The sequence below is a fragment of the Delftia sp. 60 genome, assembly GCF_002754395.1.
Lineage (GTDB): Bacteria > Pseudomonadota > Gammaproteobacteria > Burkholderiales > Burkholderiaceae_C > Comamonas > Comamonas acidovorans.
The window spans coordinates 3,813,517-3,827,420 of the sequence record NZ_PEFD01000001.1; the positions used below are offsets into that span (position 1 = coordinate 3,813,517).

Annotated in this window: 12 protein-coding genes and 1 pseudogene; 6 read left to right on the plus strand and 7 right to left on the minus strand. The window is 68.9% G+C overall.

The window, feature by feature from the left end; translation table 11 throughout:
• Window positions 1–8: 8 nt before the first annotated feature.
• The 5 genes from CLV01_RS17320 to CLV01_RS17340 all read right to left on the minus strand — a co-directional run bounded on the left by CLV01_RS17320 (window position 9) and on the right by CLV01_RS17340 (window position 5,155).
• On the minus strand, window positions 9–1,541 hold the full coding sequence (locus CLV01_RS17320; protein WP_099733693.1) for a PepSY domain-containing protein: 1,533 nt from the start codon (window positions 1,539–1,541) through the stop codon (window positions 9–11).
• A 14-nt stretch (window positions 1,542–1,555) separates the two neighbouring features.
• Window positions 1,556–3,763 (minus strand): TonB-dependent receptor, encoded by a 2,208-nt coding sequence (locus CLV01_RS17325; protein WP_099733692.1) that lies wholly within the window; start codon window positions 3,761–3,763, stop codon window positions 1,556–1,558.
• Window positions 3,764–3,885: 122 nt separating this feature from the next.
• Window positions 3,886–4,257, minus strand: a complete 372-nt coding sequence (locus CLV01_RS17330; protein ID WP_034393346.1) for a DUF2946 family protein — start codon at window positions 4,255–4,257, stop codon at window positions 3,886–3,888.
• Window positions 4,258–4,266: 9 nt separating this feature from the next.
• The gene (locus CLV01_RS17335) at window positions 4,267–4,719 is read right to left on the minus strand and encodes a DUF192 domain-containing protein (RefSeq protein ID WP_099733691.1); all 453 of its coding nucleotides are present in this window, start codon (window positions 4,717–4,719) and stop codon (window positions 4,267–4,269) included.
• Between the two features lie 214 nt (window positions 4,720–4,933).
• Window positions 4,934–5,155, minus strand: a complete 222-nt coding sequence (locus tag CLV01_RS17340; protein ID WP_012205488.1) for a hypothetical protein — start codon at window positions 5,153–5,155, stop codon at window positions 4,934–4,936.
• A 210-nt stretch (window positions 5,156–5,365) separates the two neighbouring features.
• Between CLV01_RS17340 and icd the strand changes: the two genes are divergently transcribed.
• Window positions 5,366–6,628, plus strand: a complete 1,263-nt coding sequence (gene icd / locus CLV01_RS17345) for an NADP-dependent isocitrate dehydrogenase (RefSeq protein WP_012205489.1) — start codon at window positions 5,366–5,368, stop codon at window positions 6,626–6,628.
• A gap of 66 nt (window positions 6,629–6,694) precedes the next feature.
• Here icd and CLV01_RS17350 read toward each other — a convergent pair whose 3' ends face one another.
• Window positions 6,695–7,462, minus strand: a complete 768-nt coding sequence (locus tag CLV01_RS17350) for a DsbA family protein (RefSeq protein WP_099733690.1) — start codon at window positions 7,460–7,462, stop codon at window positions 6,695–6,697.
• A 137-nt stretch (window positions 7,463–7,599) separates the two neighbouring features.
• On the opposite strand from CLV01_RS17350, the gene CLV01_RS17355 reads away from it, so the two are divergent.
• From CLV01_RS17355 to mnmH, 3 genes are all read left to right on the plus strand, one after another.
• A complete protein-coding gene (locus CLV01_RS17355; protein ID WP_257221355.1) occupies window positions 7,600–8,196 on the plus strand; it encodes a retropepsin-like aspartic protease family protein in 597 nt (198 codons plus the stop codon).
• A gap of 51 nt (window positions 8,197–8,247) precedes the next feature.
• On the plus strand, window positions 8,248–9,360 hold the full coding sequence (locus tag CLV01_RS17360) for a serine hydrolase domain-containing protein (protein WP_099733688.1): 1,113 nt from the start codon (window positions 8,248–8,250) through the stop codon (window positions 9,358–9,360).
• Window positions 9,361–9,600: 240 nt separating this feature from the next.
• Complete coding sequence (gene mnmH, locus CLV01_RS17365) at window positions 9,601–10,665, plus strand: tRNA 2-selenouridine(34) synthase MnmH (protein ID WP_180288420.1); 1,065 nt, start codon at window positions 9,601–9,603, stop codon at window positions 10,663–10,665.
• A gap of 27 nt (window positions 10,666–10,692) precedes the next feature.
• On the opposite strand, the gene CLV01_RS17370 is transcribed toward mnmH, so the two are convergent.
• On the minus strand, window positions 10,693–11,313 hold the full coding sequence (locus CLV01_RS17370; RefSeq protein WP_257221356.1) for a LysE family translocator: 621 nt from the start codon (window positions 11,311–11,313) through the stop codon (window positions 10,693–10,695).
• A 141-nt stretch (window positions 11,314–11,454) separates the two neighbouring features.
• Here CLV01_RS17370 and CLV01_RS17375 point away from each other — a divergent pair.
• Together CLV01_RS17375 and CLV01_RS17380 are read left to right on the plus strand one after the other, a co-directional pair.
• Window positions 11,455–12,983 (plus strand): annotated as a pseudogene (locus CLV01_RS17375) (aminotransferase-like domain-containing protein).
• A gap of 120 nt (window positions 12,984–13,103) precedes the next feature.
• Window positions 13,104–13,901, plus strand: coding sequence for a hypothetical protein (locus CLV01_RS17380; protein ID WP_373681058.1), 798 nt, complete (start codon window positions 13,104–13,106; stop codon window positions 13,899–13,901).
• Window positions 13,902–13,904: the final 3 nt, after the last annotated feature.

Below are 13,904 nucleotides of genomic sequence, written 5' to 3' on the forward strand. Positions count from 1 at the left end.
TATGGTGGCTAACCATGTGGCTGCGCCTCCAGGCAAGCAGATGCCTGTGCGCGATGACTGCGCCTGCGGCGCAGCCTGCGCACGCCTATGAGCACGCCCGTGGCGCTCATCAGCAGGCCGCCCAGGCTGAAGGCCAGCAGTAGCGCATCCCACAGCGGCCGGCGCTGCAGCAGCGGCAGCCAGTCCCAGCTGTGCAGCATGGCGAACAGCCAGCGCTTGAGGCGCTGGGTGCCGTCCAGCCGGCCCAGCACCTGGCCCGTGTGCGGGTCGATGTGCACCCAGCTGGCCGCAGCATCGCCAAAGACCACGCGCAGCACGGGCAGAGGCTTGTCATGGCCGCCCATCATGGTGTGCTCGGCGCGCTCGTACCAGTACAGGTCGTGCGCGGTCAGCCATTCGCTGCGCAGCACGGGGGCGTCGATCAGCACGGCCGCGCGGTCCAGCAGGGCCTCGTGCGAATGGGATGCGGGCGCGGCGCTTGCGCTGTCCAGCACCAGGGGCGTACCGGCTGCGGGCTGGGCCAGCACCTCGGTGCGGCCTGCGGTGCGCAGCCAACGCAGTTCGCGCACGGGGCCGCCCGCTGCGGCAATCAGCGACTGCGGCGTGGCGTCGTCCCCGGTCAGGCGCAGTGGGCCCTGCTGCCACCGGGCCATGTGCAGTGGCGGCGTGCCCGTGTCGAACAGGCGCCAGGGGTTCATGGACATCAGGCCGCTGAAGATCCAGGCCAGCGTGGTCAGCGCAAACAGCAGGCCCGCCACATGGTGCCAGCGCATGGCGAGGCCCGGGTAGGGCGTGCGCCGGCCGCTGCGGTAGGGCTGCCTGAACCGCCAGCGCATCACCCCGACCACGGTGCCGGTGATGGCCACGGCAATGCCGACCAGCGACAGCACGTTGACGATGTCGGCCCAGGCGCCGTCAAAGGCATTGCCCCGGAACATGTACAGCCAGTGCAGCCAGGCGCCCAGGTAGTTCCAGCCGCGCTCGGTGCGCGTGGCATCGCGCACCACCTCGGCCGTGCGGCCGGAGATGTAGAGCAGCGTGCCCTGGGCATCGTCCATCTGCACGCGGTGCAGGGGGCGGTGGATGTCCAGCGCGCGCGAGTGGCTGAAGGCATCCTCATCCACCGTGCCCAGGTAGTGCAGGCCGGTGCCGTCCCCCGCGAAGGCGCGGGCACTGGCCAGGGCCTGCGCCTCGCTGGTGGCGGGCAGCACCTGGCCGCTGGCCGCATCAATGGCCACGGGCTGGCGCCGCCCCTCGGGCGTGACCAGGTAGCTGGCACGGCCGGCGCTGCCGGCATGCAGGCGCAGGTCCTTGAGCGGGCCGTCGATGCCGGCCGCGCGCAGCGCCTCGGCGGGCGCGAGCAGGGCGGCGTTGCCATCGAGCGGGGGCAGGTGGCGCAGCCGTTCGGCTTCGGTGAGCTTGGGGTAGCCCACATACATCATCACCATGCCCGAGACAAACCACAGCGCAAAGAACAGGCACACGGCAATGCCCAGCCAGCGGTGCAGCAGGAACAGCCAGCGTTTGAGGTGAAGGCGCATGGCGCGGCCCTCGCTCAGAACGCCACGCGCAGCGTGATATCGGCCGTGCGCGGCGCCCCCAGGTAGGCCATGGTGCTGGTCAGGCTGGCGGCGTAGACGCGGTCCGTGGCATTGCGCAGCCGTGCAACCACGGTCATGCGCGGGTCGATGCGGTAGCTCAGGCCCAGGTCCAGCAGCGTGTAGGCAGGCCAGGACAGGGTGTTGGCCGCATCGGCATAGATGCCTCCCACGCGGCGCAGCCCGGCGTTGACCTCCAGCGCCGGCGTGATGCGGTAGCTGGTCCAGAGGTTGAGCACGCTGGCGGGCGTATTCGTGGGCCGCTTGCCCGCCAGGGACACGCCGCCTTGCTGGTAGTTGTCATAGCGCGCGTCCACATGGCTCCAGTTGCCCTGGACCGACCAGCGCGGCGTGGGCGCCAGGCCCATGGACAGCTCCACCCCGCGCGAGGACTGCTGGCCCACCAGCACCGTGCGCGTGCTGTCCTGCGGGTCCTGGGTGGAGATGTTGCGGCGCGTGATGTGATAGACCGCCAGCGCCGCCGTGCCCTTGCCCTGCCAGAACGACAGCTTGCTGCCCGCCTCCACCTGGCGGCCCGTGGTCAGTCCGGTGTTGTTGATGGCGTCGGCAAACGAGGCGCCCATCAGCATGCCCGACGGCGGATCGGCCGCCGTGGAGAACTGCGCGTAGAGATTGGCCTCGGGCGTGGCATCCCAGACCAGGCCCACGCGCCCGGTCGTCGGGCTGTAGCTGCGGCTGTAGCTGGCGGGCAGCGCGGGCGTCACATCGCGCCGGTTGGTCAGGTCCACATCGATGCGTTCATGGCGCAGGGCGGTCAGCAGGTGCAGGGCCGGGGTGAGGGCCGTGCGGTTTTCCAGGTACAGGGCGGTGGTGGTGACCTTGTTGTCGCGGTCGGGCCTGAAGCCGGGCGCCATGCCGGGGATGTCGTAGAAGTTCTCAGTGGTGAAATCGTAGGGATTGACCGTGCTCACCGTGCCCGACAGGCTGTTCGGAAAGCGTGTCTGCCGGTTCACGCTCACATCCAGCCCAAAGGCCCATTCGCTACGCTGGCCGGCCAGCTCGCCCAGGTAGCTGCCTTCGATGCGGTCGCCCACCATGCGCTGGTCATGTCGCTGCAGCAGCGCGGCCGAGCGCACCACCGCGCTGTTGTCGGGCGTGAAGCGGTAGGTCTCCACGTTGCGGTAGTCGCGCAGCGCGTCATAGGCGTAGAAGGTGTTGCTCAGCTTGAGCCGGTCGCTGGCCCGCCATTCGGTGATGGAGCGCAGCCACTGCACGCGCTGGGCGTACAGGCCGTCGGCGCTGTTGTAGTTCTTGCCGAGGGTGGCCTCGTCAATGCGCGCCTGGCCGCGCAGCGGGTTGAGCAGCGGCGTTCCCCAGTACGGGCGGTCCACGCGCTCATGCTGGGCTTCGTAGGCCAGGGTGTGCGTCAGGCCGCCACCGAGGTCGGACAGCAGCGAGGCCGCCAGCTGCGTGGAGCGCGACTGCGTGCCGCCCACCCAGCTGCCGGCATCGCGGTGGTTGAGGTCCAGGCGCAGGTAATGGGTCGTGCCCTGGCTGTCGGTGGCATCGCCCAGGCGGCGGTTCAGCCCGACGGAGGCTTCTTTCAGCCCGTAGCTGCCCAGGCGCAGCTGGCCTTCGGTGAAGCTGTCGCGCTGGGCCAGCTTGGTGATGTAGTTCAGCGTGCCGCCCACGCCGCCTGCGCCGTAGAGAAAGCCGGAGGCGCCGCCAATGGCCTCCACCCGGTCGTAGATCCAGCTGTCCACGGGCCGGGCCGCAATGGAGTACTGCAGGTTGATGCCGTTGAACAGCTGGCTGACCGACCCCGTGCCGAAGCCCCGGTAGCTGATGCCGATGTTGCCGGGCGGGCTGTAGGCCGTGACGCCCGGAATGGAGCGCAGGATCTCCTGCGTGTCCTGGGCGCCGCGCGCCTCGATGGCGGCGCGGTCCACGATGTGCACCGAGGCCGGTGTTTCCCGCGCCGTCAGGCCCAGGCGGCTGGCCGTGCCCACGGTCTTGTTCAGCGGCAGCAATCCGTTGGCGTCGGCCGTGGCCTGGTCGGAGACTTCGACGGCGGGCAGAGCCGCCTCGGCCAGGGCCTGCGCGTGCGCGGCAGGTGCCCATGCGGCGCCCAGCGCGCAGCACAGCGCCGTGGCCAGGGGATGGAGACGAAAGGCGTGCGTGGATGCGCGCACCGGCGCCGCCATCGCGGGGAAAGGGGAAGAATTCACGAACTGACTCCGGGTCTTGCACCGCGCATGCGGCGCAGTCCTGGGCCACAGGCGCGGCACAGGCGGGCCGGGCGCGCATCAGCAGGCCCGGCGGCGATTCAAGAGAACACGGCAGTCAGCGGGGGAGGGCCGCGCGCCGGCAGCGGCGCGCGTGTGACGGAGGCAATGTGCGCCGCCACCAGTGGCAGCAGCGCGTGGGCCAGCGGCTGCTGGTGGGGCACGGCCATCTGCGGCAGGGCCGGCGGCGGTGCGCCAGCGGGCAGGCACATGGGGCAGTCAAGCTGGTGGTGGCCCATGCCCGGGGCTGCGCTTTCGCCCAGCGCCACCAGCTTGACGTCGCCGCTGGCCGTGCAGACCAGCTCGAATCCCTGGGGATGGACCAGGGGCGAGGCCACGGCAACGCCCAGCGTCACGGCAAACCAGGCCAATATCAGCCGGGTGAGCCAGAACGAGGAGCGAAGCGCTTGCATGGGGCGTGATTATGGCTTGGGGGCTGGTGTCGGTGTGAACAGACTGCCGCCCAGCTTGACGCCAGCCTTCAGGCCGCGCTTGGCGAACCAGCCCTGGTTCATCTCCAGCACATAGCGCACAGGCTTGGCCGAGCAGTGCGAGTCCTCGGTCATGGGCTTCATGTCGGCCAGGTTCACGATGGTGCCGTCATCGGCCACGAAGGCTGCGGTCAGCGGCAGCAGGGTGTTGCGCATCCAGAAGCACTGCACGGCGGGCACCTCGAAGACGAAGATCATGCCCTCCTGCGCGGGCATGTCCTGGCGGAACATCAGGCCGATGGCGCGCTCGCGGTCCGAGGCGGCCACCTGGGCATCGATGCGGTGGATTCCGGCCGTCAACTCCACGCGGCGCAGATTCATCTGGGGGCTGCCCTGGGGCTGTGCGCCTGCCGATACGGCGGCGCCAGCCAGGCAGGCGGCCATGAGCAACCGCTGCAGCGCGCGGCGGGAAAGGGATGTGTGGAGGGGTGTCGAAGGCTTCGTCATCTTGCACATTCTGTCGCAGGGGGCGCGTGGCCGGACGCAAAAATCGGCCTGGCCGGGCCATCATGGCCGGGCGGGCGGCAAAAAGCCCGCAGTGCATTGCTGACTTGCGGGCTTTTTCGAGGGGATGCCGGCTGGCATCCCGCGGCATGGATCAGGCCACGGCCTTGTGTGCCTTCTTCGTGGAGCGCTTGGCGTGCTTCTTGCCGGAGTGCTTGCCGCTCTTGGCGACCTTGGCCTTCTTGGCTGTGTGAGCGGGAGCAGCTGCGGAAGCGGCCGTGGGAGCCGACATCGGCGCTTCGGGTGCTGCGGCGGCCTGTGCGAAGGCGCCTGCGGCAAACGAACCGGCGATCAGGACAGCGAGGAGTTTTTTCATATATGCCATTTCCTAGAAAAGCGGTAGAAGCCAAGTTGAATCAGACAACGGTGCGAAATTCTTGATGCACCGCACATGCTCAACGCGTTTACTGTATCGCCGTTGACAGGAGGGCGGCCCGATTGTCGTTAGAATTTTCTGCACCAAATTCGTGCCCCGATCCGGGCATTCACTCTTGCCTCGTGCACCAGCCAACGGAGACCCGTCCCCATGAACCGCTTCCAGCACATCCAGGTGCCGGCCGAGGGCCAGAAGATCACTGTCAACGCCGACATGTCGTTGAACGTGCCAGACCAGCCCATCATTCCTTTCATTGAAGGCGACGGCACCGGCGTGGACATCACGCCCGTGATGATCAAGGTGGTGGATGCCGCCGTGGCCAGGGCCTATGGCGGCAAGCGCAAGATCCAGTGGATGGAGGTCTTCGCGGGCGAGAAATCCACGCGCATCTACGGCCCCGATGTCTGGCTGCCCGAGGAAACCATGCAGGCCCTGCGCGAGTACGTGGTCTCCATCAAGGGCCCGCTGACCACGCCCGTGGGCGGCGGCATCCGCTCGCTGAACGTGGCGCTGCGCCAGGAGCTGGATCTCTACGTCTGCCTGCGCCCCGTGCAGTATTTCAAGGGCGTGCCTTCGCCGCTGAAGGAGCCCGAGAAGACCAACATGGTCATCTTCCGCGAGAACTCCGAGGACATCTACGCGGGCATCGAGTACGAGGCGCGCAGCGACAACGCCAAGAAGCTCATCGACTTCCTGGTCAAGGAAATGGGCGTCAAGAAGATCCGCTTCCCCGAGACCTCGGGCATCGGCGTCAAGCCCGTGTCCATCGAGGGCACGGAGCGCCTGGTGCGCAAGGCCATCCAGTACGCCATCGACAATGACAAGCCCAGCGTGACCCTGGTCCACAAGGGCAACATCATGAAGTTCACGGAAGGGGGCTTCCGCGACTGGGGCTACGCGCTGGCCGCGCGCGAGTTCGGCGCCCAGCCCATCGACGGCGGACCCTGGCTCAAGTTCAAGAACCCGCGCACGGGCCGCGACATCGTCATCAAGGACTCCATTGCTGACGCCTTCCTGCAGCAGATCCTGCTGCGCCCGGCAGAGTACTCGGTGGTGGCCACGCTCAACCTCAACGGCGACTACATCTCGGACGCGCTGGCGGCCCAGGTCGGCGGCATCGGCATTGCGCCCGGCGCCAACATGTCCGACTCCGTGGCCTGCTTCGAGGCCACGCACGGCACGGCCCCCAAGTACGCGGGCAAGGACTATGTGAACCCGGGCTCCGAAATCCTCTCGGCCGAGATGATGCTGCGCCACATGGGCTGGCGCGAGGCGGCCGACCTGGTCATCAGCGCGCTGGAAAAGGCCATCCAGAGCAAGCAGGTGACCTATGACTTCGCCCGCCTGATGGACGGCGCCACCCAGGTGTCGTGCTCCGGCTTTGGCGAGGTGATGATCTCCAAGATGGATTGACGGGCGTCCGCGCTCCATGAAAAAACCGCGCCAGGGCGCGGTTTTTCTTTGCTGGTCGTTGAGGGATCAGCTCTTGGGCAGCGCACAGCCATCGGGCCCGCAATCCTCGCCTTGGGGCGCGGTCTGCTCGCCGGCGGTGATGGCCGCCACCTGCTGCACCCATTCGCCCAGTTGCTGCGCCCAGCCCTGTGCATCTCCCAGCCAGGGACCGATGTCGATGCGCTGTATGGCGCGCTGGCCGGGCTGCTCTGCCTCGGGGTGGTCGAACTCCAGCGCGAAGGTCGGGAAACCCTGGCCCTGTGCCAGTTCCAGCCATTCGCGCGACTGGGCGATATGGGCCTGGGTTGCGGCGCCCGAAAGGCGCTGGAAGGCGTCGGTGAAGGCCGCCACGTCCAGGCCCAGGTCCCGGGCCAGTTCCAGCAGCACGGCCGGATCGCTGATGCGGCGGCCTTCCACGTAGTGGGCCTGCTGCTGGCGCGCCAGCATGTCCAGGCCCCGGCCCGCCAGTTCCTCGGCGGCCAGCAGCGCCGTGGTGGGCGGTTCGGAGTCCAGCACGGCGCCCAGGTCGTTGAGCAGGCCGTCGAAGTAGGCCGTGCCGAAGGGCTGGCCCGTCATCTCGGCAATGCGCTGGTCGTGCGGCATCACGTGGCCGCGCCAGTCGGCCGTGATGGTGCGGGTGTGGGCGCCCGTGAGCATGCCGCCGCCATGCCACTGCAGGGTGACGCCGGGCACGCTGCGCGCGGCCTTGACCAGGGGCGCGGCGGCATAGCACCAGCCGCACAGCGGGTCGAAGATGTAGTGGAGGACAAAGGGCGGCTGCGCGGTCGTGGTCATGGCAGGAGCGGGCTGTGATGAAGGCGCCCACTGTAGCGGCTATTGGCTTGCCCGTGACGGGGCAGGGCCGCAGGCAGAATGGGCGACTGCCGCCGTGCAGCCACCGTGCTGCCATCGTCGATCCCGTCTGCATTGCCATGCGCCTCAAGTCCACTCCGCCTCCGTCCGATCCGTCCGATCCGTCCGACCCGTCCGCTTCCTCTGCACCGGCCGCCGAGCCCAGTGTCCAGTCCGTCGCCCGGCGCGGCATGCTGGGTTTTCTGCTGTTCTGGCTGCTGGTCATGGGCGTGCTGTACTGGGCCATGCAGATGTACCTGAAGCCGGCCGGCGTCAAGGTCCAGGCCGATGGCACGGTGGCCATTGCGCGTGACCGCGACGGGCATTTCCGTGTGGAAGGGGCTGTCAACGGGCAGTCCGTCATGTTCCTGGTGGACACGGGAGCCAGCATGGTCGGCGTGACCGAGCCGCTGGCCGAGCGCGCAGGCCTGGACGGCGGCGAGCCGGTTCGCTTTCGCACCGCCAATGGCGAGCGCGACGGCCGCATGGTGGTGGCCGAGCAGGTGCGCGTGGCCTCCCTGGTGGTCAGCGGCCTGCGCGTGGGCACGGGCTATACCGGCAGCACGGACAGGGATGCGCTGCTGGGCCAGAACTTCCTGCGCCAGTTCGATGTGGAAATACGCGGCGACCGCATGCTGATCCATCCGCGCGGCAGCGGGTCTTCGCCCAAGCGGTAGGTACGTAAGCAACTAAGTAACTAACTAACTAGCTAAGCAAGGGAGAGGGACATGACAAACAACGCCTTTCGCACCGACAGGCGCAGATGGCTGCAGACGGGCGCAGCCCTGGCGGCGCTGGGCTGCACGGCCTGTGCCAGCGTGGGGCAGGGCGGTGCCTCTTCCTCCGGCACCGGCCTGGCCGAGGACCTGGGCGAACGCCTGGACCAGGGCGTGCAGAGCGGAGAACTGGCGAACCTGCACGCCGTCGTCGTGATGCGCCACGGCCGGCTGGCGCTGGAGCGCTATTTCGAGGGCGAGGACGAACGCTGGGGCGAGCCGCTGGGCAAGGTGGCCTTCAACGCCGACTCCCTGCACGATGTGCGCTCGGTCAGCAAGAGCGTCGTCGGCCTGCTGTACGGCATGGCCCTGGCCGAGGGCAAGGTGCCCGCGCTGGACACGCCCCTGGTCCAGGCCTTTCCCGCCTACAGCGATCTGGCGGCCGATGAGGGCCGGCGCGCCATCCTGGTCTCCCATGCCCTGGGCATGACCATGGGCCTGCAATGGGACGAGGACCTTCCGTACTCCGACCCGCGCAACAGCGAAATCGCCATGGAGCGCAGCAGCGACCGCTACCGCTACGTGCTGGAGCAGCCCATCGTCGCCCCGCCTGGCGAACGCTGGTGCTACAGCGGCGGGGCCACGGCCCTGCTGGGCCATCTGATCGCGCAGGGCAGTGGCATGCCGCTGCTGGACTATGCGCGGCACAAGCTGTTTGCTCCGCTGGGCATCGACAAGGCCGAGTGGACGCCTGGCACCAACGGCGAGGCGGCCGCCGCCTCCGGCCTGCGCCTGCGGGCGCGGGACTTGGCCCGCATCGGCCAACTGGTGCTGCAGCAGGGGGAGTGGCAAGAGCGGGCACTGGTACCACGGCATTGGATTGTGCAATCCATTCAGCCGCGCGTGGACGCCTGGCCCGGCTTGCGCTACGGCCACCACTGGTACGTGGGGCAGACCCGCGCCGGCCTGGCGTACTACATGGCCATCGGCCTGGGCGGCCAGCGGCTGGTGGTGGTGCCCCAGCATTCGCTGGTGTATGCCGTCTTCATGGGCAACTACGACAGCCCCCAGCAGGTGCAGCGCGTGGCTGCCGTGCAGGGCCTGATCGCCGCTGCCTTGCGTTGACTGCCTAGCGTTGACAGCCTTGCCCTGACAGCCGAGCGCGGGCACGTCGGGCGTGCGAGAATCCCGGCTTCCAAGGTCGGCTGCATGCCCGGCTCGCGCAAGCAGGGCGCGAAGCGGGGCGGGCCGGTGCGTGTCGAGGCTCGATCCACTTTCCTGGTTCCGGTGCCGGCCCATGAGCCCCTGAGGCCATGGCGCCGGTTGTTTCTGCCTCCCGCATGATCGCCAGATCACCGTTTGCCCGTGTCCCACCGCCAGCCCATCCGCATCGCCGACCGCCACCAGTTCGACACCCTGATCGACGTCCGTTCGCCTGCCGAATTCGCGCATGACCACATTCCCGGCGCCATCAACTGCCCCGTGCTCGACAACGAGGAGCGCGCCCGGATCGGCACCATCTACAAGCAGGTCAGCCCCTTCGAGGCCAAGCGCCTGGGCGCGGCCATGGTCTCGGCCAATCTGGCGCGCCATCTGCAGGAAACCTTCGCCGACAAGCCCGCCAACTGGAAGCCGCTGGTCTACTGCTGGCGCGGCGGCCTGCGCAGCGGCTCCATGGTCACCTGGCTGCGCCTGGTCGGCTGGGATGCCCAGCAACTGGCCAACGGCTACAAGTCCTATCGCGGCCATGTGATCGAGCTGATCGACCGCCTGGTGCCCCAGCTGCGCCTGCAGGTGCTGTGCGGCGCCACCGGCAGCGCCAAGACCCGGGTGCTGCATGCCCTGGCCGAAGCCGGCGAGCAGGTGCTGGACCTGGAGGGCTATGCCAGCCACAAGGGCTCCTTGCTGGGCAACCTGCCCGGCGTGGAGCAGCCCAGCCAGAAATACTTCGAGACGCTGCTGGCCCAGCAGTTGGAGAGTTTCGATCCGTCGCGCACCGTGTACGTGGAAGGCGAGAGCGCCAAGATCGGCCGCGTGTCCCTGCCGCTGGTGCTGGTCGAGCACATGCGCCAGTCGCCCGTGATTGCGCTCGATGCCACGCCCGAGGCGCGCCTGGCCTACCTGCTGCGCGACTACGCCTACCTGGGCGACGATCCGCAGATGCTGGCCGACAAGCTGGGCTGGCTCAAGGAGCTGCAGGGCAAGGAGACCATCTCGCGCTGGCAGGCCTGGGCGCATGAGCGCAGCCTCTCGCCGCTTTTCTCCGAGCTCATGGCCCAGCACTACGACCCGCACTACGAGCGCTCGCAGGAGCGGCATTTCACGCAGTGGCGCACGCGCCGCGGGGTGCAGGCCGACGACCTCAGCGAGGCCGGCATCGCCGCGCTGGCGCACCAGATACTGGCGCTGGATGGGGCATCGGCCGCATGAAGCAGCCGCGTGGATCAGGCGTTTGAATCAGGCGTGTGAATCTGCCAGCACCGGGTACAGCGACAGCAGCAGCAGGGCGGCCATGCCCCAGTTGAAGCGGCGCAGTGCCTGCGGCGAGCGCAGCGCGCGCCCCACGGCGCTGCCGAACAGCGTCCAGACGCTGACGCTGGGATAGTTCACGATGCCCAGCACCAGGGCGGCCAGCACCAGGTTGATGAAGAAATCCTCGCGCGGCGTGTAGGTGGCAATCACGCCGATGGCCATGATCCAGGCCTTGGGATTGACCCACTGGAAGGCCGCCGCCTGCCAGAACCCGAACGGCCGGGCTCCCGCGTTGCCGCCGTCAATGCCGCCGCTGCCCGCAATCTTCCAGGCCAGCCAGACCAGGTAGGCCGCGCCCAGATACTTGAGCGCGGTGTAGATCACCGGCAGCCGCTCGAACACCGCGCCCAGGCCCGCGCCCACCAGCAGCACCATGACCACCACGCCCAGGGTGATGCCCAGCATGTGGGGCACCGTGCGGCGGTAGCCGAAGCTGGCGCCCGAAGCCGTCAGCATCACATTGTTGGGGCCGGGCGTGACGGAGCTGACGAAGGAGAACATGGCCAGCGGCAGCAGGAACGAGGTGTGGGCGGTATCGAAGGGCATGGTGGCAACAGGCAGGACAGGGAATCCGGCGCCCTGTCTGCGCATGCCGCAGGCCGCGGCGCCGTCAGGCCATGCTAATGGCAGTGTTCGGTACAGTAGCAGTACACTTTGCCAGAACAATTTGCCAACTGGCCTGCCTACATGACCCTGACACTTGATCCCGCAGCCACGCCGAAGCAAGCGCAGGCACAGCAGACACCGCAGGCACCGCGCGCATCCTCCGATACGGCTTTCCAGGCCGCTGCGCCCTGGCGCCCGCTGCGGTCTTCCGACCTCTCGCTGGTGGACCAGCTGGTGGACCACTACGGCGGCCTGATCCGCCACCACGGCCTGCGCGCGGGATCGCGCCTGCCTTCCGTGCGTGCGCTGGCGCAAGAGGCGGCCGTGAGCCGCGACACCGTGGTGCAGGCCTATGACCGGCTGGCCGCCCAGGGCCTGGTGCATTCGCGGCGCGGCTCGGGCGTCTTCGTCAGCGCCCGGCGCGCGGCCCAGGCGGCGCCCCGCGCCAGCGATGCCCTGCCTACGCTGGAGCAGGGCGCCGCCTTCGATACCGCCTTTTTGCTGCGCAGCATGTTCCGCGAGGGCATGGAGCATTCGGGGGCGCGGGCATGCTGCCGCCGGAATGGCTGGACCAGGAAATGCTGGCCTCGGCCCTGCGCGCCGTGGGCCGCAGCACGGGTCCGAGCCTGCTGACCTACGGCGTGCCCCAGGGCTACCTGCCGCTGCGCCAGCAGATCGCCTCGGTGCTGCAGGCCCAGGACGTGCCCGCCCACCCCGAGGCCCACCTGATGACCGTGGCCGGTGTCACCCAGGGCCTGGACCTCATCGTGCGCAGCCTGGTGCGGCCCGGCGATACGGTGCTGGTGGAAGACCCGGGCTGGTTCCTCATCTTCGGCCGGCTCAACGCCCTGGGCGTGAACGTGGTCGGCGTGCCCCGCCTGCCCGGCGGCCCCGATGTGGAGGCGCTGGAGCGGCTGGCGCGCCAGCACCAGCCCCGGCTTTTCATCCTGAACACGGCCGTGCACAACCCCACGGGCCAGACCCTGTCGGCCGGCGTGGCCCACGAGGTGCTGCGCATTGCCGAGCGCCACGACTTCTACCTGGCCGAGGACGACACCTACTCCGACTTCCTGCCCGGCGTGCCCGTGCGCCTGGCCGCCATGGACCGGCTGCAGCGCGTGCTCCTGGTGGGTGGCTACTCCAAGACCCTGGCCGGCAGCCTGCGCGTGGGCTATGTGGCGGCGCACACCGACCTGATACGGCGGCTGACCGACCTCAAGCTGCTGGGCGGGCTGACCACGGCGCTGCCGGGCGAGCAGGTGGTGCACCGCGTGCTGGCCGATGGCCAGTACCGCAAGCATGTGGACCGCCTGCGCGAGCGCGTGGACCGCGCGCGCAACCGCTGCCTGCGCATGCTCGAAGCCCTGGACTGCCGCGCCCCGCACGAACCGCAGGCCGGCATGTTCGCCTGGGTGGACTGCGGCGTGGACTCGGAGGTGCTGGCCCGCCATGCCGCGCCGCAGGGCCTGCTGCTGGCGCCGGGCCTGCTGTTTTCGCCCAGGCAGGCCGCGGGCAGCATGCTGCGCATTCCCGTGCCCATGGTGGAGCAGCCCCAGACCTGGAAGATCCTCGGCCACCTGCTGGCGCAGCACCGGGGCGGTGGTGGATGAGTGGATGACTGAATGGTGCAGCAACGCTGCCTGACGGGAGGTTGACGCTGCCGGCGCCAGGGTATGTAAGACAGGGCATCGGGCCTCGGCGCCCCGGTAGTGCGCTGCTATCGTTCCGGGATGACTATTGAGCTTGTCTTGCCAGGGGAGGCCGGCCGCAGAGCCGGGGTGAACGACAGCCAGCCCCGACCGGGAGGCGGCGCGGCGCGCCGCCTGGCGCCGGTGCTGGCGCTGCTGCTGACAGCGGGCTGTGCCGACACGCCCGCGCCGCGCGGCAAGGTGGAGGGCGCCTCGTTCGAGCCCAGCGAAATCGTGCAGTCCGACAGCAACCGCATGGCCACGCTGGCCATGAAGGAGAACCTGGACAGCCTGATGCGCATCATGGACAAGCTGTACCTGCGCAACCCCGCCGAATGGAAGAAAACCGCCGAAAGCCGCGAGGCCGCATCCGCCTACGTGCGCATCGCCATCACCGAGCGCCAGCCCTGGGCCGACCTGCGCGGCGCCCAGGACGTGGCCGCGCTCTCGCTGGCGCTGCAGCCCGACTTCAAGGGCGACCGCGTGGCCGCCTTCGTCCATGCGCTGGCCGACACCATCATCACCGCCCACGGCGGGCGCACCAGCTTCACCCTGGTCCATGGGCTGGACCCGCAGCTGATCTACAACGCCGCACGCAACGTGGAAGTGGCCAACTGGATACTCAACTCACGGCGCAATGCCGCAGGCGGGCCGCTGCTGCTGTCCAACCACCTGGGCGACGACGCGCGCAACCTGAGCTTCGAGCGTGAGATGGGCAAGATCATCGGCCGGCTGGACCTGATCGCCAACTACACCACCGAGCGCTACAGGCGCTCCTTCATCGGCTACGGGCAGGGACTGGTGGCGGGGCCCTTCATGCAGTTCCTGCCCGTGCGCTGAGGC

Coding starts and splice junctions, on each gene's coding strand:
- CLV01_RS17320 (WP_099733693.1), bottom strand. CDS start 1,541: ATGCGCCTTCACCTCAAACGCTGGCTGTTCCTGCTGCACCGCTGGCTG.
- CLV01_RS17325 (WP_099733692.1), bottom strand. CDS start 3,763: ATGGCGGCGCCGGTGCGCGCATCCACGCACGCCTTTCGTCTCCATCCC.
- CLV01_RS17330 (WP_034393346.1), bottom strand. CDS start 4,257: ATGCAAGCGCTTCGCTCCTCGTTCTGGCTCACCCGGCTGATATTGGCC.
- CLV01_RS17335 (WP_099733691.1), bottom strand. CDS start 4,719: ATGGCCGCCTGCCTGGCTGGCGCCGCCGTATCGGCAGGCGCACAGCCC.
- CLV01_RS17340 (WP_012205488.1), bottom strand. CDS start 5,155: ATGAAAAAACTCCTCGCTGTCCTGATCGCCGGTTCGTTTGCCGCAGGC.
- icd (WP_012205489.1), top strand. CDS start 5,366: ATGAACCGCTTCCAGCACATCCAGGTGCCGGCCGAGGGCCAGAAGATC.
- CLV01_RS17350 (WP_099733690.1), bottom strand. CDS start 7,462: ATGACCACGACCGCGCAGCCGCCCTTTGTCCTCCACTACATCTTCGAC.
- CLV01_RS17355 (WP_257221355.1), top strand. CDS start 7,600: ATGCGCCTCAAGTCCACTCCGCCTCCGTCCGATCCGTCCGATCCGTCC.
- CLV01_RS17360 (WP_099733688.1), top strand. CDS start 8,248: ATGACAAACAACGCCTTTCGCACCGACAGGCGCAGATGGCTGCAGACG.
- CLV01_RS17370 (WP_257221356.1), bottom strand. CDS start 11,313: ATGCCCTTCGATACCGCCCACACCTCGTTCCTGCTGCCGCTGGCCATG.
- CLV01_RS17380 (WP_373681058.1), top strand. CDS start 13,104: ATGACTATTGAGCTTGTCTTGCCAGGGGAGGCCGGCCGCAGAGCCGGG.